23 protein-coding genes and 1 tRNA gene are annotated in these 20840 nt (G+C 68.9%); 10 read left to right on the plus strand and 14 right to left on the minus strand.

Features of this window, described 5'->3' with window-relative positions; translation table 11 throughout:
- Positions 1 to 2: 2 nt before the first annotated feature.
- Genes RAC69_RS03085 through RAC69_RS03100 form a run of 4 tightly spaced genes read right to left on the minus strand, consistent with a single transcriptional unit; the run spans position 3 to position 3120 of the window.
- A complete protein-coding gene (locus RAC69_RS03085; protein ID WP_375085025.1) occupies positions 3 to 659 on the minus strand; it encodes an SDR family oxidoreductase in 657 nt (218 codons plus the stop codon).
- 38 nt (positions 660 to 697) lie between these two features.
- The gene (locus RAC69_RS03090; RefSeq protein WP_375085026.1) at positions 698 to 1222 is read right to left on the minus strand and encodes a DUF3592 domain-containing protein; all 525 of its coding nucleotides are present in this window, start codon (positions 1220 to 1222) and stop codon (positions 698 to 700) included.
- Positions 1219 to 2010, minus strand: a complete 792-nt coding sequence (locus tag RAC69_RS03095) for a hypothetical protein (protein ID WP_375085028.1) — start codon at positions 2008 to 2010, stop codon at positions 1219 to 1221. Before RAC69_RS03095 ends, RAC69_RS03090 begins: the two co-directional genes overlap by 4 nt.
- Positions 2011 to 2055: 45 nt before the next feature.
- A complete protein-coding gene (locus tag RAC69_RS03100; protein WP_375085029.1) occupies positions 2056 to 3120 on the minus strand; it encodes a flavin-containing monooxygenase in 1065 nt (354 codons plus the stop codon).
- 135 nt (positions 3121 to 3255) lie between these two features.
- Between RAC69_RS03100 and RAC69_RS03105 the strand changes: the two genes are divergently transcribed.
- Positions 3256 to 3331, plus strand: a tRNA-Ala gene (locus tag RAC69_RS03105).
- 62 nt (positions 3332 to 3393) lie between these two features.
- On the opposite strand, the gene RAC69_RS03110 is transcribed toward RAC69_RS03105, so the two are convergent.
- Entirely contained in the window at positions 3394 to 3639 is a 246-nt protein-coding gene (locus RAC69_RS03110) for a hypothetical protein (protein WP_375085031.1), read from the minus strand.
- A gap of 106 nt (positions 3640 to 3745) precedes the next feature.
- Between RAC69_RS03110 and RAC69_RS03115 the strand changes: the two genes are divergently transcribed.
- The 6 genes from RAC69_RS03115 (at position 3746) to RAC69_RS03140 (ending at position 8634) form a co-directional block, all read left to right on the plus strand.
- Complete coding sequence (locus RAC69_RS03115; RefSeq protein ID WP_375085032.1) at positions 3746 to 4483, plus strand: MerR family transcriptional regulator; 738 nt, start codon at positions 3746 to 3748, stop codon at positions 4481 to 4483.
- A 64-nt stretch (positions 4484 to 4547) separates the two neighbouring features.
- Positions 4548 to 5261, plus strand: coding sequence for a lysostaphin resistance A-like protein (locus RAC69_RS03120; protein WP_375085033.1), 714 nt, complete (start codon positions 4548 to 4550; stop codon positions 5259 to 5261).
- An 11-nt stretch (positions 5262 to 5272) separates the two neighbouring features.
- Complete coding sequence (bla, locus tag RAC69_RS03125; RefSeq protein ID WP_375085035.1) at positions 5273 to 6208, plus strand: class A beta-lactamase; 936 nt, start codon at positions 5273 to 5275, stop codon at positions 6206 to 6208.
- A 154-nt stretch (positions 6209 to 6362) separates the two neighbouring features.
- Positions 6363 to 7157, plus strand: coding sequence for a glycosyltransferase family 2 protein (locus RAC69_RS03130; RefSeq protein WP_375085036.1), 795 nt, complete (start codon positions 6363 to 6365; stop codon positions 7155 to 7157).
- Positions 7154 to 8014 carry an endonuclease/exonuclease/phosphatase family protein gene (locus tag RAC69_RS03135; protein WP_375085038.1) on the plus strand — a complete coding sequence of 287 codons (861 nt, stop codon included), beginning with the start codon at positions 7154 to 7156 and terminating at the stop codon, positions 8012 to 8014. The genes RAC69_RS03130 and RAC69_RS03135 overlap by 4 nt, the downstream gene beginning before the upstream one ends.
- Positions 8011 to 8634: a hypothetical protein gene (locus RAC69_RS03140; RefSeq protein ID WP_375085040.1), complete on the plus strand. Its 624-nt coding sequence runs from the start codon at positions 8011 to 8013 to the stop codon at positions 8632 to 8634. Before RAC69_RS03135 ends, RAC69_RS03140 begins: the two co-directional genes overlap by 4 nt.
- A gap of 36 nt (positions 8635 to 8670) precedes the next feature.
- Here the strand turns inward: RAC69_RS03140 and RAC69_RS03145 are convergent, their stop codons facing one another.
- The gene (locus RAC69_RS03145) at positions 8671 to 9159 is read right to left on the minus strand and encodes a pyridoxamine 5'-phosphate oxidase family protein (protein ID WP_341934169.1); all 489 of its coding nucleotides are present in this window, start codon (positions 9157 to 9159) and stop codon (positions 8671 to 8673) included.
- 163 nt (positions 9160 to 9322) lie between these two features.
- Between RAC69_RS03145 and RAC69_RS03150 the strand changes: the two genes are divergently transcribed.
- Together RAC69_RS03150 and RAC69_RS03155 are read left to right on the plus strand one after the other, a co-directional pair.
- A complete protein-coding gene (locus RAC69_RS03150) occupies positions 9323 to 10453 on the plus strand; it encodes an AI-2E family transporter (RefSeq protein ID WP_375085042.1) in 1131 nt (376 codons plus the stop codon).
- Positions 10454 to 10552: 99 nt separating this feature from the next.
- Complete coding sequence (locus RAC69_RS03155) at positions 10553 to 10726, plus strand: hypothetical protein (RefSeq protein WP_375085043.1); 174 nt, start codon at positions 10553 to 10555, stop codon at positions 10724 to 10726.
- Between the two features lie 32 nt (positions 10727 to 10758).
- Here RAC69_RS03155 and RAC69_RS03160 read toward each other — a convergent pair whose 3' ends face one another.
- From RAC69_RS03160 to RAC69_RS03190, 7 genes are read right to left on the minus strand one after another with little or no spacing between them, the layout of a single operon-like run.
- Positions 10759 to 11781 (minus strand): Lrp/AsnC family transcriptional regulator, encoded by a 1023-nt coding sequence (locus RAC69_RS03160; RefSeq protein ID WP_375085045.1) that lies wholly within the window; start codon positions 11779 to 11781, stop codon positions 10759 to 10761.
- Positions 11778 to 12677, minus strand: coding sequence for an alpha/beta fold hydrolase (locus tag RAC69_RS03165; protein ID WP_375085047.1), 900 nt, complete (start codon positions 12675 to 12677; stop codon positions 11778 to 11780). Before RAC69_RS03165 ends, RAC69_RS03160 begins: the two co-directional genes overlap by 4 nt.
- A gap of 46 nt (positions 12678 to 12723) precedes the next feature.
- Positions 12724 to 13920, minus strand: coding sequence for a M24 family metallopeptidase (locus RAC69_RS03170; protein ID WP_375085049.1), 1197 nt, complete (start codon positions 13918 to 13920; stop codon positions 12724 to 12726).
- Positions 13917 to 14819: an ABC transporter permease gene (locus RAC69_RS03175; protein ID WP_375085051.1), complete on the minus strand. Its 903-nt coding sequence runs from the start codon at positions 14817 to 14819 to the stop codon at positions 13917 to 13919. The genes RAC69_RS03170 and RAC69_RS03175 overlap by 4 nt, the downstream gene beginning before the upstream one ends.
- Positions 14816 to 15778, minus strand: a complete 963-nt coding sequence (locus RAC69_RS03180) for an ABC transporter permease (protein ID WP_375085053.1) — start codon at positions 15776 to 15778, stop codon at positions 14816 to 14818. The genes RAC69_RS03175 and RAC69_RS03180 overlap by 4 nt, the downstream gene beginning before the upstream one ends.
- A gap of 30 nt (positions 15779 to 15808) precedes the next feature.
- Positions 15809 to 17428 carry an ABC transporter substrate-binding protein gene (locus RAC69_RS03185; protein WP_375085054.1) on the minus strand — a complete coding sequence of 540 codons (1620 nt, stop codon included), beginning with the start codon at positions 17426 to 17428 and terminating at the stop codon, positions 15809 to 15811.
- The gene (locus RAC69_RS03190; protein ID WP_251588690.1) at positions 17428 to 18636 is read right to left on the minus strand and encodes a dipeptidase; all 1209 of its coding nucleotides are present in this window, start codon (positions 18634 to 18636) and stop codon (positions 17428 to 17430) included. Before RAC69_RS03190 ends, RAC69_RS03185 begins: the two co-directional genes overlap by 1 nt.
- 167 nt (positions 18637 to 18803) lie before the next feature.
- On the opposite strand from RAC69_RS03190, the gene RAC69_RS03195 reads away from it, so the two are divergent.
- Complete coding sequence (locus tag RAC69_RS03195) at positions 18804 to 20459, plus strand: dipeptide ABC transporter ATP-binding protein (RefSeq protein WP_375085056.1); 1656 nt, start codon at positions 18804 to 18806, stop codon at positions 20457 to 20459.
- A 46-nt stretch (positions 20460 to 20505) separates the two neighbouring features.
- Here RAC69_RS03195 and RAC69_RS03200 read toward each other — a convergent pair whose 3' ends face one another.
- Positions 20506 to 20790, minus strand: a complete 285-nt coding sequence (locus RAC69_RS03200) for a hypothetical protein (protein WP_096715580.1) — start codon at positions 20788 to 20790, stop codon at positions 20506 to 20508.
- Positions 20791 to 20840 lie beyond the last annotated feature (50 nt).

Below are 20840 nucleotides of genomic sequence, written 5' to 3' on the forward strand. Positions count from 1 at the left end.
ACTCAGGCGCTGAGGGCGTCGCCGATCGGGACGGCGGTGTCGGCGTCGCCGTTGCCGAAGCGGATCGTGCGGCCGAACGTCGAGGGGTTGCCGATCGACTCGGCGATGACCTGAGCGACATCGGCGCGCGAGACCTCGCCGCGCCCCTCCGGATCGATCACGATGCGGCCGGTGGGCTCGTCGAAGGTCAGCGTTCCGGGGCCGAGGATCGTGCCGTCGAGGTCGGTGCCGCGCAGGTGCTTGTCTGCGGCCCACTTCGCGTCGGCGTAGGGGAAGAACGAGTCGTCCTCGGGGATGCCGTGGTCGGCTTTCGAGCCGATCCACGAGACCATGACGTAGCGACCGACACCGGCATCCGCCGCGGCATCTATCGTGCGCATCGCGGCATCGCGATCGACCGCATACGTGCGCTCCGGCGATCCCCCGCCCGCACCGGCCGACCAGACGATCGCGTCGTGTCCGGCGATGATCTCGGCGAGTCCGCGGGTGTCGAGCTGCTCGATGTCGGAGACCGACGCCGTCGCCCCCGTCTTCTCGACGTCGTCGACGTGGTCGGGATTGCGGATGACCGCCGTGACCTCGTCGCCGCGGGCGACGAGGAGAGGAGCGAGCAGCAGGGCGATGCGGCCGTGGCCGCCGAAGACGATGATGCGCGACATACCTTCACCCTACGCGCCGGATCCGACATCGGCTCGGGTCAGCGGGGGCCTTGCGAACTGTCGATCACATATGCCTGCGGGTGCGAGGGCAGGTAACGCACGACCACCTGATCGCCCGACAGGTACGCGTCGCGGTCGGGGTAGACCGCGGGGGTGAAGAAGGTGCTCTCCACTCTGTACTCGACACCGGAGGCCGTCGAGAACGTGATCCAATCGCCGTCGCGGGTGCCCGTCGTCGGCTGCCCGTGCTCGTAGATGAACGCGCGGGTCACGGGAACGCCGGTCAGGCTCAGGATGCCGATGACGAGGTTCGCGAGCATGACGACCGTGAGCACGCGGAAGACGATCCGCACGAGGCGTCCGCCCCATCGACCGCGCTTCGCGTGCTCCGGACGGAGCAGTCCCTCGCGCTCGCGCACTCGTCGCAGCGCATCGCCCGGCGTCGCGCCCGACGCCGACAGCGCGAAGAGTCCGAAGAGCGAGAAGCCCGCGATGAAGACCATGGCGTAGCCGTGCGCCGCCGGGAAGTTCAGCAGCCAGATCAGGGTGTCGGGGATGTTCATCGGCCGGGCTCCTTCTCGATCGTGACCGCCACGGTCTCCGGATCCTCCCGTCGGTAGAACGCCCAGATCGGTGCGCCGACCTGGAAGCGCGAGATCGCCTCCGGATACGCGAAGACGGTGGTCTCGGCCTCCCAGGTGGATTGTCCCTCCGGTGCCAGGAGCACCGTCAGGGCGAGCTCGCTCTGCCCCTCCAGACGTCGTCCGGTCGGTCGCACCGCGATCACGGAAGCCGGCACCTGCGTCCCCGTCGTCCGTGCCCGCACCTGACTGGGATCGATGAGCCCGCGGTCGATGCGCCACTGCAGCACCGCCTCGCGCACGGACGGGTCGCTGATGTCGGCGAGCTCCACGGCGTCCTGGTCGGCGAGGCTGTATCGCACCGGGAGCGGGTTTCCCACCTGCAACGACGACAGGTCGGTCGGCTGCACGAGGGTACGCAGCTGGGCGATGAAGTCGTCGCCGGAGCCAGGCGTGACCCGGATGAAGAGGTCGTACTGCGGCACGTCGTTGACCGTGAGACCCGTGCGGGAGACCTCGACGATGCGGCCCACTCCGATGTGCGATTCGCCGCGGAGCTTCCGGCGTCGACCGAAGCCCGACATGGTGCCGCCGAACGTGAGCATGAGCCCCCAGGCGACGCCGATGATGATCGGAGCGCCGAGGGTGTCCTCCCCCGCGAAAGGCAGGATCGACTCGCGTTGGTCGATGCCGAAGAGCCCTTCCCCGGTCCAGATCACGAGCCATGCCGAGAGCAGCAGCCAGACGACCATGAGCGCGATGCGGATCATGTCCTCAGCGTATCGACGGCGCACCGCCGGGATGGAATCAGCGACTCAGGGGGCGGGAACCGTCCGCGTGGCGAGTGCGAGCTGCACGCCCTTGGCGGCTGCGCGCCCTGCTCGGTTGGCGCCGATCGTGCTCGCCGACGGCCCGTATCCGACGAGCTGGATCCGCGGATCGGCGACCGCCGTCGTACCGCGACCGTTGCGGTCGAGCTGGATGCCGCCTGCCGCGCTCCGCAGGTGCAGGGGCGCCAGGTGGGCGATGGCCGGGCGGAATCCCGTCGCCCAGAGGATGACGTCGACCCGCTCGAACGTGCCGTCGGCCCAGCGCACACCGTCGGGTTCGATGCGCTCGAACATCGGCCGCCTGTCGGCGTAGGCGCCGAGCCGTTCGGCCTCCCGCTCCTGCTCGCGCAGCATCAGCCCCGTCACGCTCACGACGCTCTCGGGCGGCAGCCCCTGCGCCACTCGCTGCTCGACGAGAGCGACGGCCGCCGCCCCGGCCTCCGGGGTGAAGTCACCGGTGCGCCAGACCGGCTCGCGACGGGTCGCCCAGACGGTCTCGGCGATCGGCGCGATCGCACCGAGGAACTGCACGGCCGATGCTCCCCCACCCACGACGAGCACGCGCTTGCCGCGGAAGAACTCCGGCCCCGGGTAGTCGACCGTGTGGAACTGGTCGCCCAGGAACGTCTCCATCCCCGGGTAGTGCGGGAGGAAGGGATGAGTCCAGGTGCCGGTGGCATTGACGATCGTGCGGGTGCGCCACTCGCGATCGCCGGCGTGGACGATGAGGATGCCGTCGTCGTCCGTGACCCGATCGACGCGCACCGGTCGCACCACCGGGAGTCCGTGGGTCTTCTCGTAGGCCGCGAAGGTCGCCGGCACCGCGACGTTGGCCCTCTCGTCGTCGCGCGGCGGTGCTGCGTCGTCGGGGAGCTCGGCCACGCCGTGCACGTCGCGCATCGTGAGCGCATCCCAGCGGTGCTGCCAGGCTCCACCTGGCCTGTCATCCGCGTCCAGCACCATATGACGGACGCCGAGGCGCGTCAGGTGGTACGACGCCGAGAGTCCGGCCTGACCGGCCCCGATCACCACGCTGTCGAGGATGTCCACGCTGTCGTCAACGCCCGACCGGGCGGTGTTGTTCCGCGCACCGCCGACGCGCCCGGAGTGCAGGCCCCGATTGGTGCTGCGCGGGATCCGTGTAGTACGCTTTCACAGTTGCTTCGAGCAGAGGGAAGCAGTTCTGGGCCTGTGGCGCAGCTGGTAGCGCACCTGCATGGCATGCAGGGGGTCAGGGGTTCGAGTCCCCTCAGGTCCACCAAGAAGAACCCGCGAGAGATCGCGGGTTCTTTCGTTTTCCGGCGGCCTCCCGGTGCGCGCCCGTCACCTCCGCGAGCGGGGCGAGGCGCTCCTCTCGATGCGACTCTCGACGAAGAGCCGCACGAGGATGGCGACAGCGCCCACTGCGGTGCCGATCCACGACACCCACCCGTGGTCGGTCATGAAGTCGGTGATCGGATCGGGCAGGAACTGCAGCACGTTCGAGTTGTTGCCGTGCACGGTGAACGACACCGCGACGAGGATTCCGAGACCGGCGAGAACGGCGAGGACAGCACTCAATTTCTTCATGGGTCGAGGACACACCGTGCCCTGGGGGCCGGGTCAACCGGGAATCTCCTTGACCGTGCCCCTGGGGCACCTGCTGATATGGATATCGGCGACGGAAGAGGAACGCATGGCGTGGAGCACGAAGCAGCTGGCCGACCTGGCCGGCACGACGGTGAAGACGGTCCGGCACTACCATCGGGTCGGGGTGCTCGACGAGCCGGAGCGCGCGGGCAACGGGTACAAGCAGTACCGGACCGCTCATCTGGTCCGTCTGCTGCAGGTCAAGCGGATGAGCGACCTCGGCATCTCTCTCGCGCAGATCCGCGCGCTGGCCACGAACTCGGCCGACGCGGACGCCTCGATCGCCATCCTGGATGCAGAACTCGAGGCGACCATCGAACGACTGCAGCGCGTACGCGCCGAACTCGCTCTCCTCCTGCGATACCGAGCACCGCTCGACACGCCCGCGCCGTTCGCGAATTCCGCGGACGGACTCCCGGAGAAGTACCGCGGGCTGCTCACCGTGTACTCCCGCGTCCTGAACGAGACGGTGCTTCACGACACGAGCGTCCTGCTCACCGAACCCGACGACGCGAGCGAACCGTTCGAGGCTCTCACCGACGAGTCGGACGGCGCGGTCATCGAGCACGTCGCCCAGCTCCTCGCGGTTTCGATGGCGGCGCACCGCGAGCGATTCCCGTGGGCGGCCGACCTGCGATCCGCGACACGCACGAAGGGGAGTCTCGCGCAGGAGGCTCTCTCGTCGGCACTCCTCGACACCTTCAATCACGGTCAGCTCCGTGCTCTCGCGCGTGCCGACGAGATCCTCCGACGCGGGGATGCGGAGGACGATCCACCGCCGTGATCGATCTCCGTCCGGCCACCGAGACGTTGACCCTGCCCCGAGGGCACGGTGTCCACTGACATCCATGACGAACGACACCTCGAAAACGAACGCCCCGAAAACGAACGCCTCGACGACCGCAGACCGTCGACCGCAGTGGCTGGAGCTGATCGTCGCGCTGGTCTCCGCGGTGCTGATCTACGGAGCGGGCATCGTCCTGCTGGGGATCTTCCCCGCGCCGACCGCGGCCCTGGAGGGAGTCGCCGGGCTCTTCTTCTCGGGCGCGGCGCCGATCCTCGTGTTCACGATCGTCGTCCTCGTCCGCATGCGCGACCTCTCCGCGTTCGGGGTTCGGCGGGTCGAGCCGCGATGGCTGCTCATCGCCGTGCTCCTGGCGGCCGCGTGCTTCGCCGTGATCGTGACCTTCGACACGGTCGTGCAGCATCTGTTCCCCGGCGTGGACGACTCTCAGGACACCCTCCGCGCCGCGGCATCCGGAGGAGTGCTCGCGCTCATCGGTACGATCTTCTTCGGAGCGGTCCTCACGCCGCTGGGCGAGGAACTCGTGTTCCGCGGGATCCTGACTCGCTTCTTCGAGAGGTGGGGCAGTTGGGCGGCGATCGTGCTGAGCACGCTGATCTTCGCCGTCTTCCACGGCATCAATCTCGTCCTCCCCTCCGCCCTCCTCGTCGGTCTCGTGAACGGGTGGCTCATGGTCCGCACGAAGTCGGTGTGGCCAGGAGTCGTCGTGCACATCGTCTACAACTCGGCGTTCCTCATCCTCTACTCGTTCGGTTGAAAGGAATGTCCGTGACAGACGCGAAGCGCACGACGACGACCTGGACGCGGGCCTTGGCCGTGTCGGCGCTGGCCGTCGTGCTGGCAGCGTCGGGCTGCAGCTCCGACCCTGCCCCGCCATCTCCGGTGAACACCGATCAGACCGCTGCGCCCACTCCGCCCGCAGCGGCGGACATCGGTCCGCAGATCCGAGCGATCGAGGCGGAGTTCGCGGTCACCGTCGGCGTCGCCGCCATGCGAGACGACGGCCGGATCGTCGATCACGACGCCGACGTCCGCTTGCCGTACGCCTCGACCATGAAGGTCTTCATCGCCGCCGCCCTGCTGGCCACCGCATCGCCGGAGGAGCGCGGGACGGGCGTCCGCTGGACCGCGTCGCAGATCGATGCCGCCGGATACTCCCCCGTGACCTCCGAGCACCTCGACGACGGACTCAGCCTGGATGCTCTCGCCGAGGCTGCCGTCCGCGACAGCGACAACACGGCAGCCAACCTCGTGATGGAGTCGCTGGGCGGCCCGGCGGCCGTCCAGGACTTCCTCCGCGCACGAGGGGATACGACGACCGTCGTCACCGCGTACGAGCCCGAGCTCAACGTCGTCGTCCCCGGGAGCGACGACAACACGAGCACGCCGTCGGCTCTCGCGACGAGCCTGAAGAGCCTCGTCGACGGCGACTCCCTCGACACCGGCTCCCGCGAGACGCTCCTGGACTGGATGAGCGGCAATGCGACGGGCGATGCCCTCATCCGTTCGGCAGCGCCTGCCGGATGGGCCGTCGCAGACAAGTCCGGAGGGGCCGGGGGCGTGCGCAACGACGTGGCCGTCGTGACGACGGGATCGGGTGAGCGCATCTACATCGCGATCCTGACGGCGAAGACGGACCCGGATGCCGCGTACGACGACGAGGTCGTCGAGCAGGTCGCCCGCGTCGTGCTCGCCGAGTTCTGACCCGCCGACGCGGCGGCGTGCAGCCGCGACGCTCACGAGCGCTAGCGGCGCGCCGCACCGTCGTCAACCCGGCCACGTCCCTTCCCTGCCCTCCGTAGGGTGGGAGGAGAGCACGGACGGACGTCCGTGCGGTGACGTCATGGGAGGCGCACGGATGCCGGAGCTGTCGGTCGATGCGGGGCACCTCCGAACCTCGGTGGTCATCCCGGTCAAGGACGATGCCCGGCTGCTCGCCCGCTGCCTCGACGCGCTCGCCGGTCAGACCGTTCCGCCCGACGAGGTGATCGTCGTCGACAACGGCTCGACCGACGACTCGGCGGCCGTCGCGCGCGCTGCGGGCGCCCGCGTCATCCCGTGCCCCGTACCCGGCATCCCCGCCGCCGCGTCGACCGGCTACGACGCCGCACGGGGAGACCTCGTGCTGCGCCTGGACGCCGATTGCGTCCCGGCGCCGACGTGGGTCGCGGAAGTGCGCGACGCCTTCTCGCACGCCGAGCAGGTCGCGGCGTTCACGGGACGCGCGCACTTCACCGACGGTCCACGCGCTCTCCGCGCACCGCTCGCGCTGCTCTATCTCGGTGCGTACGCGGCGATGACAGGCATGGCGCTCGGACACCTGCCGCTCTTCGGGTCGAACCTCGCGTTCCGTCGCTCGGCCTGGGAGCAGGTGAAAGACGACGTGCACCGTGAAGACGCCGAGGTGCACGACGATCTCGACCTCGCCTTCCACCTCGGTGCATCGTTCACGATCGCACGGCTTCCCGGGTCGTCGATGGGGATGTCGATGCGACCGCTGACGCAGGGCGCGCTCGGCCGTCGGGTTCATCGGGGGTTCCGGAGCGTGACGCTGCACTGGCCGGAGGACTTCCCGCCCCGCCGCTGGCGTCGCCTGGTCGCACGGCGTCGCCGCACAGCGCCCGCGCGCGCATCGGCCGGGATCGCGGCATGACGGAATCCGACCCCGCGATGCCCGCCAGCGCGAGTACAGCGCCCACGGGCCCCGTCGACGGTGACGACCTGCACGTCATGACCTTCAACCTGCGTCGGCCGACCGACGGCATCCTGCAGCGGAGAGCGGATCGATGGAGCACGCGGGCTCCGGCGGTCTCGGCGCTGCTGCGCGCGAGCCGCCCCGCCGTGCTCGCCCTCCAGGAGGTGCTTCCGCACGCCGTCCCGACCGTCCGCGAGGCGCTCGGAGACGCCTACCGCAGTCTCGGTCGCGGACGCGGACCCGAAGGACGCGGCGAGGGCACTCCCCTGCTGTACGACAGCGACCGGCTGGCCGTGCGAGCGTGGCGTCAGGAAGCGGTGTCCGACGAGCCGGACCGGCCCGGCTCCCGCGACCGGGGCACCCCGTTCCCGCGGATCCTCGTGTGGGCGGAGTTCGAGGATCGACGCACCGGATCGCCGTTCCTCGCGGTGAACGCACACCTCGACCCGCTATCCGCACGATCCCGCGACCGTTCCGTCGACCGTATCCACTCCCTTCTCCGCGAGCGGGAACTGCCCGCGATCGTCCTCGGCGACTTCAACGCCGCACCGCGATCGAAGACCCTGCGACGGATGCTCCGCGGCGGTCTGCTCGTCGACGCCTGGGCCGCCGCTCGCACCCGGAACACGCCGGCGTGGGGCACCCATGCGAACTACCGCCGACCCCGGGTCGGCGCGCGACGGATCGATGGGATCCTCACCACCCCCGACATCGACGTCCGATCGGCGGCCATCGACGCGCGGCGCTTCGACGGGGTCTTCCCGTCCGATCACCTGGCCGTGCACAGCATCCTGCGCATGGGAGGCACAGCATGAAAGAGGACTTCCTCCGGCCGCCCTCGACGCCCGGTGAGTGGCTGGCGGACGCCCTGCGCCTCATCGGCGTGCTCGGGGTGATCGCCGCCGCGATCTGGCTGAAACCCACGGATGCCGGGATCGCCGCGCTCGCGCTGCCCGCGCTCATGCTCCCCCGGATGCTGGGCCTCGCCGCCTGGTTCGACGTCACCGCCTGCGCGACGGTGCTCGTCGCGGCATGGAGCAACGTCTTCGACCTCTACCGCACCGTCACCGGCTGGGATCTCGTGCTGCACTTCCTCTGCACCGCGGTGCTGGCGGTCATCGCCGCGGTCATCCTCACGCGGACGGGCGTCGTCCCCCTGGTGGCGGCGGTCGACGGGAGCGGGCCCACGTTGCACCGACGCACCCCGGTCATCCTCGTGCCGCTGGTGGCGCTCGCGATCAGCGCGGTGTGGGAGATGATCGAGTGGCTCGGCTGGAGGTATCTCAGCGAGGACATCTTCGTCACCTATCAGGACACGATCGGCGACATGGTCATGGGCGGGCTCGGCGGTGTCGCAGCGGGCGTCCTCCTCGCGCTCGTCCCGGTGGGGCGGCGCTCACGCAGGGTCGCTGAGACCCTGCCGCTGCCGCGCTGAGCGGCGCCGCACCCGACAGGATGCGGCGCCCGACGCTCAACGCTCGGGCAGACGGACCGTCTCGTTCTCGGCGTCGTACTGCTCGCCGGTGACCTTCGACTTCACGAAGCTGAACAGCGAGGCCAGCTTGCCGCCGGGGCTGTCCCAGTACTCGGCGGTCTCGGCGGTGAACTTCAGCAGACCGACCTCGGGGTCGTCGGGTCCGTCGGTGAACCACGCCTCGACCGTGGGGCTCCACAGCTCCTTGATCTTCGCCCGGTCGTCGACGAGTTCCGCACGCCCCGACAGGGAGACCCAGGAGTCGTTGGAGCTCAGGGAGACACCGACGCGGTCGTCCGCGCGCAGGTCGGTGACGAACGTGGCGCCCTTCGCGACGAGGAACCACAGATCCCCGTCGAACTCGGCCTCCTGCACCGTCAGCGGGTGGGCGACGAGCCGGTCTTCCGCGTTGCGTGTCGTGAGCATGGCGAAGCGGAAGTCCTTGATGAGCTCTGCGACGCGCTGGGTGGGGGTCTGGTCGGTCATATGTGTGTCGTCCTCTCCCGCCGCCTCGCTGGCGGCATAGAAGAATCGTGCGGCTTCCGCGACCCGCGCGCCAGGGGCTTGCTATCGGCGGCGGCCCTGGATAGAAAGACGGGGCGATCGTTCGTCATTCCGGCGTCGGCGCGGACAGCGGGAGGCGCACGTGATGGGACTGTTCCGACGACCGGAGCCGACGACAGCGGACTCGACGACACCGGACGCGGGCAGCCTCTGGGCCCGAGGATGGGGCCTCGCGGCGACGCGCAGCCTGCAGACCCTCGCCGTGCTCGCACTCGTCGCCGTCGGAGTGCTCGTCATCACGCAGCTGTCGCTCGTGTTCATCCCGGTCACCATCGCGCTCATCCTCGCGAGCGCCATCCACCCCCTGGTCGCCCTCATGAGGCGACGAGGGATGCCGTCGATCCTCGCGACGTGGATCGCCCTGATCGGCATCATCGTGATCCTCGGCGGGGTGGTCTGGGTGATCGTGCTGACGGTCCGGTCGCAGTGGGACGATCTCGTCGACTCGGCCTCCGACGGGATCTCGCAGGTCACGGCGTGGCTCGACACCCTCCCCTTCGACTTCGCGTCGATCGACCTCGACGAGGTCTGGGCCAGCGCGGGCGACTTCCTCACGAGTGCGTCCTTCGGCCAGGGCGCCCTCGCCGGGGTCTCGGCGACCGCGAGCTTCTTCACCGGGCTCGCGCTCATGATCGTCGTGCTGTTCTTCTTCCTGAAAGACGGCCCGCGCATCTGGGAGTTCCTGCTGCGTCCCTTCACGGGCGAGAGCTACGAGCGGGCCCGCCGCATCGGCGACAAGACGGTCGACGTCTTCGGGGGCTACGTCCGCGGCACCTCGATCGTCGCGGCCGCAGACGCGCTAGGAATCGGCATCGGTCTGGCGATCCTGCAGATCCCGCTCGCCATCCCCCTGGCGGTCATCGTCTTCCTCACCGCGTTCATCCCTCTCGTCGGGGCGACCGCCGCCGGCATCCTGGCCGCTCTCGTCGCCCTCGTGACGCACGGCCCCGTCGCGGCGCTCATCGTGATCGGCATCGTCGTGCTCGTGAACCAGCTCGAGGGCAACTTCCTGCAGCCGGTCGTGATGGCGCGCTCGCTCAAGCTGCACGCGCTCGTCATCCTGCTCGCTCTGACCACGGGCACGATCCTCGGCGGGATCGTCGGCGCCGTCCTGTCGGTGCCGATCGCCGCGGTCGCCTGGGGGATCATCACCGTCTGGGACGGCCCGCACACCCCGGCCCGCCCGTTCCGCAAGAAGCGCCCCGAGACCGTCTGATCATCGCGTTCTAGCCCTGCGACGCCCGGGAGTCAACCGACTCCCGGGCGTCCACTTCTCGCCGTACCGTGACAGTCACCACGACGAGAGGAGCAGCTCATGTCCAGCAATCCCCCGCCCCCGATCCCTCCGGTCCCGCCGCTCGGCGAAGGCGACGAGTCCGCGGAGGAGCCGATCCGCGAGGTCGACGGTGAGCGCGAGCTCGATCCGGACGCGAACCCCGAGCTCATCGACAGCGCCGACGCCGACCGCATCGCGGCCGAGGGCGACTGAGCACCGGGCTGAGCCGGTGCTCTCGGGCCGGCTCAGCCCGCCCCGGCCGACGCCACCTGCGCGCGCCACCACGGCGTCTCGATGAACCCACGCTTCATGAACACCAGCTCCATGGCGGCGTTCCAGCCGCGGACGCCCTTCAGGTGCGCGATCGTGCCGGTGAGGAAGTCGTGCAGCGTCTCGGTGCTGGGGAGGATGATCTCGCAGTAGAGCGAGTTCTCTTCGAGCGCCGCCGCGAGGAACCGCACCGACACGTGCTGCGACAGCGTCTTGGCGACCGACGCGAGCCGTGACGGCTCCACCCGCAACATCAGCAGCGTCTCCGCGCTCATCCCCAGGGCCGATGCCGGGACCATCGTCACGGTCGTGAGGCACCCCGCCGCCCGCATCCGCTCGTACCGCCGACGCACGCTGCTCTCGTTCATGTCGAGCTTCGCGGCGATCGACAGGAACGAGGCCCGGCCGTTCTCGCTCAGCTCGCGGACGATGGCGCGGTCCGCGTCGTCGAAGTGCGTCGGGTCGCAGGTGTTCGGCGCAGGCATGTACGACTGCGGATCCGTCGCGGCCTCCGCATGGGAGTCGTACAGCTGGCGGCCCCAGTCGAAGCTCACCTTGTAGGTGTGCACCACGAGATCGCTGCGCCACCGCTCGACGCCGGGGATCGCCTGCAGGTCGGAGAGCACGTGGGCGTAGTGCGCCGCGCCGCCCGGGATGACGACCTCGGCGAAGACGTCGAACTTGCCCGTGACGAGGGTGACGAAACGCACGTACGGAGATCCGATGAGCGCCTCGGCGACGCCGAGCTGCGAGCCCGGCGTGCAGTTGATCCGCACGAAGAAGGTCTCGACGTGCCCCTCGCTGCCGAGGGTCGGCACGATCCCGACCCGAACGATCCCCTCCGCGAGCAGCTGCTGCCCGCGGCGCGTGACGGTCGACACCGAAGCTCCCGCGAACTCGGCGATCGAGGTCCAGCTGGCCCGTCCGTCCTGCTGCAGGGCGACGACGATGCGCCGGTCGAGGTCGCTGACGTCCCTCACGAGTGCGGCGCTGCTCATGCCGTCGGCGGGTGCACCCGGTGCAGGAAGGTGCGCACCGTGTCCGTCCACGCCTCTGCCTCCTCGATCTGCGGGGAGTGCCCCGACTTCTCGAACACCACCATCTCGGAGTCCGGGATGAGATCGGCGATCGTCTGGCTACACGATACTGGCGTGATCCAGTCGGTCCGCCCCACGGTGATGAGTGTCGGAACCGATATCTCGTGGAGGCGGGGCTTGAGGTCGTAGTTCGGCAGGTTCACCGAGAACGCGTAGTTGTGCGCCTCGTAGCGGTACGGCGTCGCCTGCACCTTCCGCTCGACGGCATCCGGGTCGTACACGAAGTCGTACAGCGGCAGGATCTCGCGCCAGCAGTCCTTGAGGTCCTCGTTGTCGCGGACCTCACCGACGTCGATGCGGTCGAACTTCTCCATGTCGATGCTCACGCGGTCCGACGCCAGCGCGTTCTCGCGTGCGAGGTGCGCGTTGGAGTTGTCGGGCGAGGTGTCGCGCAGCACGACGGCCGCCACGCGGTCGGGGTAGCGCAGGGCGTACTCCATCGCCATGAATCCGCCGTACGACCCGCCCGCCATGACGATGCGCTCCGCGCCGATCCACTCGCGCAGCCCGTCGATGTCGGCGGCCCACTGCTCGTGACTGAACGTGCCGTTGCCCTCGCTCTGACCACTGCCCCGGGCGTCGAAGACGACGACCCGGTACTCGTCGGCGAGGCGTCCGAAGCTCGCGCGCGGCTCGGCGCGCGACCCGAGGCCGGGGGCGCCGTGATGCGTGATGATCACGGGGGCGTCCTCCGGGCCGAGCACCTCGACGGCCAGGTGGTTGCCGTTGATCTCGACCCACTGGTGATCGGTGGTGGCTGCGGCGAACTCCGGGGAGACCTCGGGCGTGCTGGTCATGGTGTTCCTCTTCCTTCGAGTGGTCGTGTGATGCGAGGAGCGGTGCTCAGAGCGGGATGGTGCAGTCGTCGAGCCCGCGCGGGAACGTGGTGAGGGGTTCCGCGCCGTCGTCGGTGATGAGCATGCTGTCGCTGATGCGGTAGCCCGCGTGCCCCGGCACGTAGATGCCGGGTTCGTTGGAGACGACCATGCCTGCCTGCAGCACCGTCGCGTCGCCGTCCTCGAGCCAGGGCGCCTCGTGCATGCCCAGCCCGATACCGTGGCCCTGGCGGTGACGGATGTACTCGCCGAGGCCCGCACCGCGGATCACGTCGAGGCAGAGCCGGTTCGCCTCCCGGCCCTCGATGCCGGCGCGGATCGTCTCGCGTCCGAGCTGCTGCGCGGCGTGGATCGTGTCGTGGTACCGGCGCTGCTCCGCCGTCGGCTCGCCGAGCACGAAGGTGCGCTCCCCCTCGATGAAGCGCCCGCCCACCGCGCACCCGAGCGACAGCATGAACGTGTCGCCCTCACGCAGCCTGTTGACCGAGGGCAGCCCGTGCGGGAACGCGGAGTTGGGCCCAGAGTACACCAGCCCGCCGGCGAGCAGCGAGGCCACGACGACGTTGCGGTGCTCGGCGTACATGAGGCGGGTGCCCGCGGCGGTGACGTGCCGCTCCAGCTCGGTCTCCGTCGGAAGGTCTCCCCCGGCGGCGACGGCATCGACCACCAGCTGCACGCCGGCGTCCAGCATCCGGTCGGTGATCCTGGCCGCCTCGCGGTGCAGTACGACCTCCTCCGGGAACTTCACGTAGCGTGCACGGATCGTGAGGTCCGAGTCCACGAGGTCGGCGCCGCCGAACGCAGAGCGGGCCGCGGCGAGCCGGGCGTAGGGCATGGTCGACGCGAAGCCCACCCGTCGAGGCGGTGCGACCGCGTCGGCGAGCACCTGGAAAGGCGCCACGACGCCCGGGTACTCGACGAAGGCGACGAGCTCCGCGCGGGCGGTCTGCGACTCCGCGTACTCCCGCTCGAGCTCCGGGAGCAGCATCACCGTGCGCCCCGACGCCTCCACCCACACCGCGACCGGACGCTCGGACGGGTGGTGGAAGAACCCGGTGAGGTAGGCGATGTCCTCGGGATGATCGGTGAGGAACGCGTCGAAGCCCTCCTCCGCCATCATGGTGCGGACGCGCTCCTGTGTGCGGTCGAAGAACGCGGGGGCGAGTCTCTGATCGAAGTCGTTCATGTCATCCGTTCCGGTCATCGCTTGAGGTGACGGGGATTGCGGGCGTCGTTGTAGGCGATCGAGAGCAGCGTCGCCGACAGCACGAGGATGAGGATCGCGATCGAGGGGAACAGCGTGAGCCACCACGCGCTGACCATGGCTCCCGCCTGCTGCGCCTCGTAGAGGATGCGACCCCACGACCACGTCGTCGGATCGCCCAGGCCGAGGAAGGCCAGGCCCGCGGCCGACAGCACGGCCCGTGAAGCGGTGACGACGACCGACACCACGACGACCGGCGTGACGGCGGGGAGGAGGTGACGGGTGATGATCCACACGGGCGAGGTGGTCATGAGGCGCGCTGCGTCGACGTACGGCAGTCCGACGACCGTGAGCGCCTGCGATCGCACGAGACGCGTCACCTCGGGCCAGGAGAACGCGGCGACCACGAGGATGATCGTCGTCGTGCTCGGGCCGACGAGCGCCGCGATGAGGATCATGAGCGGCAGCACGGGCAGCGACAGGGTCATGTCGACGATGACGCTGATGATGCCGTCGAGGCGCCGGAAGTACGCCCCGATGACCGCGATGATCGTGCCGAAGATGATCGCGATGACGGATGCCGCGACGGCGACGAGCACGCTCTGCTGCGTTCCCCAGATGACCTCGGAGAACACGTCGCGACCGAGCGCGTCGGTTCCGAACCAGTGTCCGGCGGCCGGCGGACGCAGGACGTCGGGGCCGTAGCTCGCCGGGTACGGGGCGATCAGCGGTGCGGCGAGCGCGACGACGACCAGGAGCAGGAGCAGCCCGAGAGAGATCATCCCGAGCGGGTCCCGGCGGAATGCGCGCCACGTGTGCGCGCTCGCCCGTTCGCTGCCGACGGCGGCCGGTTCGGTGAGGGGCGCGCCCTCGGCGGTGGGGAGAAGAGGAGCGGTCATGACGTCTTCACTCTCGGGTCGAGGTAGCCGTAGACGATGTCGGTGATGGTGTTCGCGACCACGACGGTCACGGCGAGCATGAGGAACGCGCCCTGCAGTACCGGGAAGTCGAGCTGGGTGACGGCCTCGTAGATCCCGCGGCCGATGCCCGGGTAGGCGAACACCGTCTCGGTGAGCACGGCTCCTCCGACGAGGAAGCCGAGCTGCAGGCCGATGAGCGTCGTGGTGGGGAGCAGGGCGTTGCGCAGTGCGTGCTTCCAGAGGATGCGTCGACCGCGCAGGCCGTTGGCCTTGGCGAGGAGGATGTAGTCCTCGCTGAGGGTCTCGATGAGCGTCGACCGCATCGTCAGCACGTACGACCCCACCTGGATCAGCATGAGCGACACGGCCGGCAGCACGAGGTGCTGCGCGACGCTGAGGTACCAGTCCATCCCGTACGTGTTGTTCGTGTACGCCCCGCCGATCGGGAACCAGCCGAGGTTCAGCCCGAAGACGAACAGCAGGAGGATCGCGACGCTGGGCACGAACAGCGACTGGCCCGTGACGCCGAGGACCTGCACGGCCCGGTCGATGAAGCGGCCCTTGAAGGAGGCGGCTGCCACGCCGAGGGGGATGCCGATGACGATCGTGAGGACGAGCGCCGTCATCGTGAGCAGCAGCGTCCACGGGAGCCGCTGGAGCAGCACGTCGAGCACGGGGATCGACTGGGTGAACGAGATCCCCAGGTTGCCCTGCACGAGCTGCCACATGTAGAGGCCGTATTGGATGAGCAGCGGCTGATCCAGGCCGTACTGCTCGAGGATGGTCGCCCGGATCTCGTCCGTCATGTTCGGGCTCGCCAGCGCGAGCGCCGGGTCGCCGGGGAGCAGGCGGAGCAGCAGGAACGTCACGGTCACGGCGAACCAGATCGTGAGCAGGCCTCGCCCTGCGCGGCTGAGAATGAACGATGCTCGGGACACCCGGGCGACCTTCCTCGAGAGTGGGGGTTGTTACTCGACCGGGTGCGCGCTCGCGAGCGAGAGCGGGTTCACGATCGAGAGCAGTTCGCTCGGCTTCGAGATGAAGCCGGCCCATTCGTCGCTGGCTGCGAAGAAGAGGTTCTGCGTGTACATGATGTTGTCGTAGACCTGCTCGTGCACGATCTTGTTCGCCTCGCGCATGATCGAGATCTTCTCGTCCTCGTCGAACGTGACCATGCCCTCCTCGATCAGGGCGTTGAGCTCGGGGTCGTCGACGTGGGTGTAGTTGATCGCTCCTCCGGGGAGGTACGACAGCGCGAAGTTCGTGACGGGGTCGTCCATGATCGCGAAGTTGCCGGCGTAGATGTCGTAGTCGCCCGCGTTGGTCATCGAGAGGTACGTGTTCCGCTCGGTGCCCTGCAGCTCGATCGTGATGCCGGCCTCCGCCGCCGTGTCCTTCACCAGCTGCGCCCACTGGCTCGTCACACTGTCCTGCAGCGAGTAGATCAGCCGGAAGGAGATCGGGAAGACGCCGTCGGCGTCAGCCGTGTACCCGGCCTCCTCCATGAGCGAGCGCGCCTTCTCCGGATCGAACTCGTACTCCTCCACGGACTCGTCGTAGTACTTGGCGAGCACGGGCATGAGGGCGCTGGAGCCCGTCGACACCGCCTGGCCCTGCAGCACGACCGTGCGGATCGCCTCGTAGTCGACCGCATGGGCGAGCGCCTGCCGCACCTCGGTCTTCGCGAGGTCGGGCTTCTCCATGTTGTAGACGAGGTGGGCGTATCCGAGGCCTGGGGCTTCGATGACCTGCAGCCCGCTCGAGTTGCTGAGCTGCTCGACCTGCGCCGGCGGCAGCGCGTTCGCGATCACGTCGATCTCACCGCTCTGCAGAGCGAGGATCTCGGTGTTCACGTCGGGGTACACGCGGTAGACCACCTCGGCCGGTCCCGGGACCCCGCCGTCGACGAGCGGGTAGTCCTCGACGCGCTTCAGCGTGTAGTGCTGTCCGACCTGGAAGTCGTCGAGGATGAACGGCCCCATGCCGACCCATCCTCCGTCGCTTCCGTCGTTCGCGAACTCGGCGATCGATCCCTGCGGCTCGAACACGTGCTGCGGGACGACCACGCCCCAGAAGCCGATCTCGTCGATGATCGACGAGTCGGGTTGGGTGAGCGTGAGCTCGACACGCGTGTCCGACACCGCCGTGGCCGTGTCGAGGTTGCCGAGCTGACCGTAGAACGTCCCGGGCGCCTGGTCGCGCTTGACCGCGTTCAGCGTCCACGCCACGTCCTCGGCGGTCAACGGCTCACCGTCGCTCCACGTCAGGTCGTCGCGGATCTCGTAGAACCCGGTGGTGTCGTCCACGTAGCCCCAGTCGGTGGCGACGTGCTCCTCCTTCGTCCCGTCCTCGCTGATGCTCAACAGGTGCGGGTACATCAGGTTGGTGATCCACGAGTCCGTGCGGCTGTTGCCGAGCACCGGGTTGAAGTTGACGACGTCCGTCGTCGTCCCGATGCTGAGCGTCTCGTCGCTCGGCCCGGTGCCGGAAGACGACTCCCCCGGCTCCGGAGCGGACGGGGCGCACGCGGCGAGGCTCACGGCGAGTGCCGCGGCCGCACCGAGGGCGAGGTATCTCTTGTGCTTCATCAGACCCAGACCTCCTCGAGTACGCGCATGGTGTTCCCGCCGACGACCGCGCGGATCTCGTCGTCGGAGTAGTCGTGCTTCACGAGCCAGCCGATGATGTTGTAGAACGCTTCCGCGGGGTTCTCGATCCCGTCGACGTACGGCTGCTTCTCGTACTCGACGTTGGCGTGGGCCTGGCCGAGGGAGAGGTTCGACGAGAACGCGTCGTGCAGTCCGACGTGGTCGCCGAACAGCGTGTCCGGTCCGAAGCTCACGTGCTCCAGGCCGACGAGGTCGACGCAGTACTGGAAGTGGTCCATGACCGACTCCAGCGAGTGCTTCGGATGCTGCGGCGAGATCGTCGTGTGCGGCGCGGCCTCGATGCCGATGACGCCACCGCGCTTCGCGCACTCGATGATCGTCTCGTCGGTCTTCATGCGGTTCGTGGGCCACAGACCCCGCGCGCCGGCGTGCGTGATGAAGACGGGCTTCGTGGAGTGCGCGATCACGTCGAGGCACGTCTGGTCGCCCGAGTGGGAGATGTCGATCGCGATACCGAGCTTGTTCATGCGCTCCACAGCGCGCTCGCCGAAGTAGGTGAGGCCCCCGTCGCCGCGCTCCTTGAGCCCGCCGCCGAGCATGTTCGCCTCGGAGTACGCGATGCCCATCTGGCGCACGCCGAAGCCGTAGAGCACGTCGAGCCGGTCGACCTCGTTCTCGATCATCGTCGACGCTTCGAGCGCGAAGATGTGCGCGACGCGTCCGGTCTCGGCCGCGTAGCGGATGTCCTTGATCGACTCGGCCTTGATGACGAAGTCCTGATGGGCGAGGTCGGCCATGCGCACGCCCAGGTCGAACAGCACGTCCTGGTACTTCCAGCCGGCGTCGCTCGAGATGCAGCAGGTGCCGTCCATGCCGTTGTCGAAGACAGCGGTGAGGCCGGAGCGCGCGAGGCCCTGGTAGCCGGTGGGTTCGCGGCCCTGGCGGATGTGGTCGCGCAGCTCGCCCATGTCCTCGGGGAAGACCTGCACGTGCTCGTGCAGCGAGATCACGGTCTCCTCGCGCAGCAGGCGCTCGGTGCGCTCCTTCTGCGCGTCGGTCAGCTCGAGGCCCTCGTAGGCGGGGACGCGGCCGATCTGCTTGGCGTAGCGGAACTCGCGGTAGTCCTTGCCCGCTTCGAGGTACTCGTAGGCGGTGTAGCCGTCATAGCGGTCAGCTTGTTCGAGCACGAATGCTCCTTCGTTTCGGTGATGCGGGATGCCTCTCCCGTCCGACGAAGGGAGATTTCCTCGAATCTCGATGATTTCGGCGCTGGTGTCAACTACTTTGAGAAAATTCGGCTGAGATGTTTCCTGTTCGAAACATTTCGGGTCGGATCTGGTGGCATGATGTGTCCATGGAGAACACGTCTGCACCCGGAGACGGCACCGTGCTCGAGGTCGCCGGACTCACCGTCACTCTCACCGGAGACGGCAGGACCAACCGCGTCGTCGACGGCATCGACCTCTCGGTGCGCCGCGGCGAGGTCTTCGCGCTGCTCGGCGAATCCGGCTCGGGCAAGTCGATGACCGCCCGCGCGATCATGGGGCTCATCGACGAGGGAGAGGTGCACGCCGACACGCTCGCGCTCGGCGGCACCGACCTGCTGACCCTCTCCCCCGAGCAGCATCGACGCCTGCGCGGCGTCAAGGTCAGCCTCGTGATGCAGGACGCCCTGTCGGCCCTCAACCCTGTGCTGAGCATCGGCGACCAGATCGGCGACCTTCTCCGCGCCCATCGCCGCATGTCGCGCCGCGACGCCCGCGCTCGGGCGGTCGAGCTCCTCAGCCTCGTCGGCATCCCCACGCCCGAGAAGCGCGTGCACGACTACCCGCACCAGTTCTCCGGAGGACAGCGGCAGCGCATCCTCATCGCCATGGCGATCGCCCTCGATCCCGATCTCGTCATCGCCGACGAGCCCACCACGGCGCTCGACGTCACGGTGCAGGCGCAGATCCTCGATCTGCTGCTCTCCCTGCGCGACCGGCTGGGCATGGGCATCCTGCTCATCACGCACGACCTCGGCGTCGTGATGGAGGTGGCGGACAGCGTCGCCGTCATGCGCCACGGCCGCATCGTGGAGTCGGGCAGCGCCGACGACGTGCTCACCGCACCGCAGCATCCGTACACCACGCAGCTGCTCGACTCGATGCCGAAGGACGTGAGCGCCGCCGTCCAGGACGACGCCTCGGCGCCGATCCTGCGGGCGACCGCCGTCGAGCGGACGTTCCGTTCGGGCAGCGGCCGTCGGGCGCACCGCGTCGCCGCTGTGGCCGGCGTGGACCTGGAGCTGCGCAGCGGCGAGATCCTCGCGATCGTGGGCGAGTCGGGCAGCGGCAAGTCCACCCTCGCCAGGATGCTGGTGGGCCTGGACTCCCCCGACGCCGGGACCCTCGTGTACCGCGACAGCGACGTCACCCGTGGTCGCCTGCAGGACCGCAAGACGCTGCGCAAGGGCGTGCAGATGGTCTTCCAGGATCCCTATCTGTCCCTGAATCCCCGGATGACGGTGCAGCAGCTCATCGCCGAGCCGCTCGCGGCAACGGGCACCGGCACGGCGGCGAGCCGCCGAGAGCGCGTCGCGGAGCTGCTCGAGCTCGTGGGATTGTCACCGGACATGGGCTCGCGTTTCCCCCACCAGTTCTCCGGCGGCCAGCGGCAGCGCATCGGCATCGCACGGGCCCTGGCCCTCGATCCCGATGTGCTGGTCTGCGACGAGCCGGTCTCGGCGTTGGACGTCTCGATCCGCGCGCAGATCATCGACCTGCTGTGCGATCTGCGCGAGCGCCTCGGCATGTCGATCGTGTTCATCGCGCACGACCTGTCGCTCGTGCGCCACATCGCCGACCGCGTGGCCGTGATGTACCTCGGCGACATGGTCGAGGTCGGCGACACCGAGACGGTCTACCGCACCCCGACCCACCCGTACACGCAGTCACTGCTGTCGGCCATCCCTCCGCAGACCAGGGCCGACCGTGGGATGCTGGCGCGGCGCACTCGCCTCAGCGCCTGAGCGGGCCGACCGCCAGTGGTCGGCCTGCTGCGCGAAAAAGGAGCGCTCAGGTCGCCAGCAGCGGCGGCAGGTGCGGGATGGCGATCGGGCGCGTCGCCCTGCTCGAATCCTGCACTCGCGAGACGTCTTCCAGCACGTCGTACGCGGTGGAGTAGCGGATCGCCAGAGGGAGATCACGCAACCACACGACCTCCACCTCCGTCTCCGCGTACTCGTACACGCACGCCACGACGTAGCGAGGGTCGTTCTCGGCGTACCGGCGGTCGTTGATCACCCATTCCGACGGGGTGATGCGGTTGAGCACGTATCTCGGCTCCGGATCTCCATTCATGTGACAGTCCTCCAAGACTCTCTCCCCGCGGAGATCATCTCCGGCACGAC

The sequence above is a fragment of the Microbacterium sp. LS_15 genome (assembly GCF_041954735.1).
Lineage (GTDB): Bacteria > Actinomycetota > Actinomycetes > Actinomycetales > Microbacteriaceae > Microbacterium.

Coding starts and splice junctions, on each gene's coding strand:
- RAC69_RS03110 (WP_375085031.1), bottom strand. CDS start 3,639: ATGAAGAAATTGAGTGCTGTCCTCGCCGTTCTCGCCGGTCTCGGAATC.
- RAC69_RS03095 (WP_375085028.1), bottom strand. CDS start 2,010: ATGATCCGCATCGCGCTCATGGTCGTCTGGCTGCTGCTCTCGGCATGG.
- RAC69_RS03140 (WP_375085040.1), top strand. CDS start 8,011: ATGAAAGAGGACTTCCTCCGGCCGCCCTCGACGCCCGGTGAGTGGCTG.
- RAC69_RS03090 (WP_375085026.1), bottom strand. CDS start 1,222: ATGAACATCCCCGACACCCTGATCTGGCTGCTGAACTTCCCGGCGGCG.
- RAC69_RS03145 (WP_341934169.1), bottom strand. CDS start 9,159: ATGACCGACCAGACCCCCACCCAGCGCGTCGCAGAGCTCATCAAGGAC.
- RAC69_RS03185 (WP_375085054.1), bottom strand. CDS start 17,428: ATGAAGCACAAGAGATACCTCGCCCTCGGTGCGGCCGCGGCACTCGCC.
- RAC69_RS03130 (WP_375085036.1), top strand. CDS start 6,363: ATGCCGGAGCTGTCGGTCGATGCGGGGCACCTCCGAACCTCGGTGGTC.
- RAC69_RS03115 (WP_375085032.1), top strand. CDS start 3,746: ATGGCGTGGAGCACGAAGCAGCTGGCCGACCTGGCCGGCACGACGGTG.
- RAC69_RS03200 (WP_096715580.1), bottom strand. CDS start 20,790: ATGAATGGAGATCCGGAGCCGAGATACGTGCTCAACCGCATCACCCCG.
- RAC69_RS03120 (WP_375085033.1), top strand. CDS start 4,548: ATGACGAACGACACCTCGAAAACGAACGCCCCGAAAACGAACGCCTCG.
- RAC69_RS03195 (WP_375085056.1), top strand. CDS start 18,804: ATGGAGAACACGTCTGCACCCGGAGACGGCACCGTGCTCGAGGTCGCC.
- RAC69_RS03160 (WP_375085045.1), bottom strand. CDS start 11,781: ATGAGCAGCGCCGCACTCGTGAGGGACGTCAGCGACCTCGACCGGCGC.
- RAC69_RS03175 (WP_375085051.1), bottom strand. CDS start 14,819: ATGACCGCTCCTCTTCTCCCCACCGCCGAGGGCGCGCCCCTCACCGAA.
- RAC69_RS03155 (WP_375085043.1), top strand. CDS start 10,553: ATGTCCAGCAATCCCCCGCCCCCGATCCCTCCGGTCCCGCCGCTCGGC.
- RAC69_RS03150 (WP_375085042.1), top strand. CDS start 9,323: ATGGGACTGTTCCGACGACCGGAGCCGACGACAGCGGACTCGACGACA.
- RAC69_RS03165 (WP_375085047.1), bottom strand. CDS start 12,677: ATGACCAGCACGCCCGAGGTCTCCCCGGAGTTCGCCGCAGCCACCACC.
- RAC69_RS03085 (WP_375085025.1), bottom strand. CDS start 659: ATGTCGCGCATCATCGTCTTCGGCGGCCACGGCCGCATCGCCCTGCTG.
- RAC69_RS03135 (WP_375085038.1), top strand. CDS start 7,154: ATGACGGAATCCGACCCCGCGATGCCCGCCAGCGCGAGTACAGCGCCC.
- RAC69_RS03170 (WP_375085049.1), bottom strand. CDS start 13,920: ATGACCGGAACGGATGACATGAACGACTTCGATCAGAGACTCGCCCCC.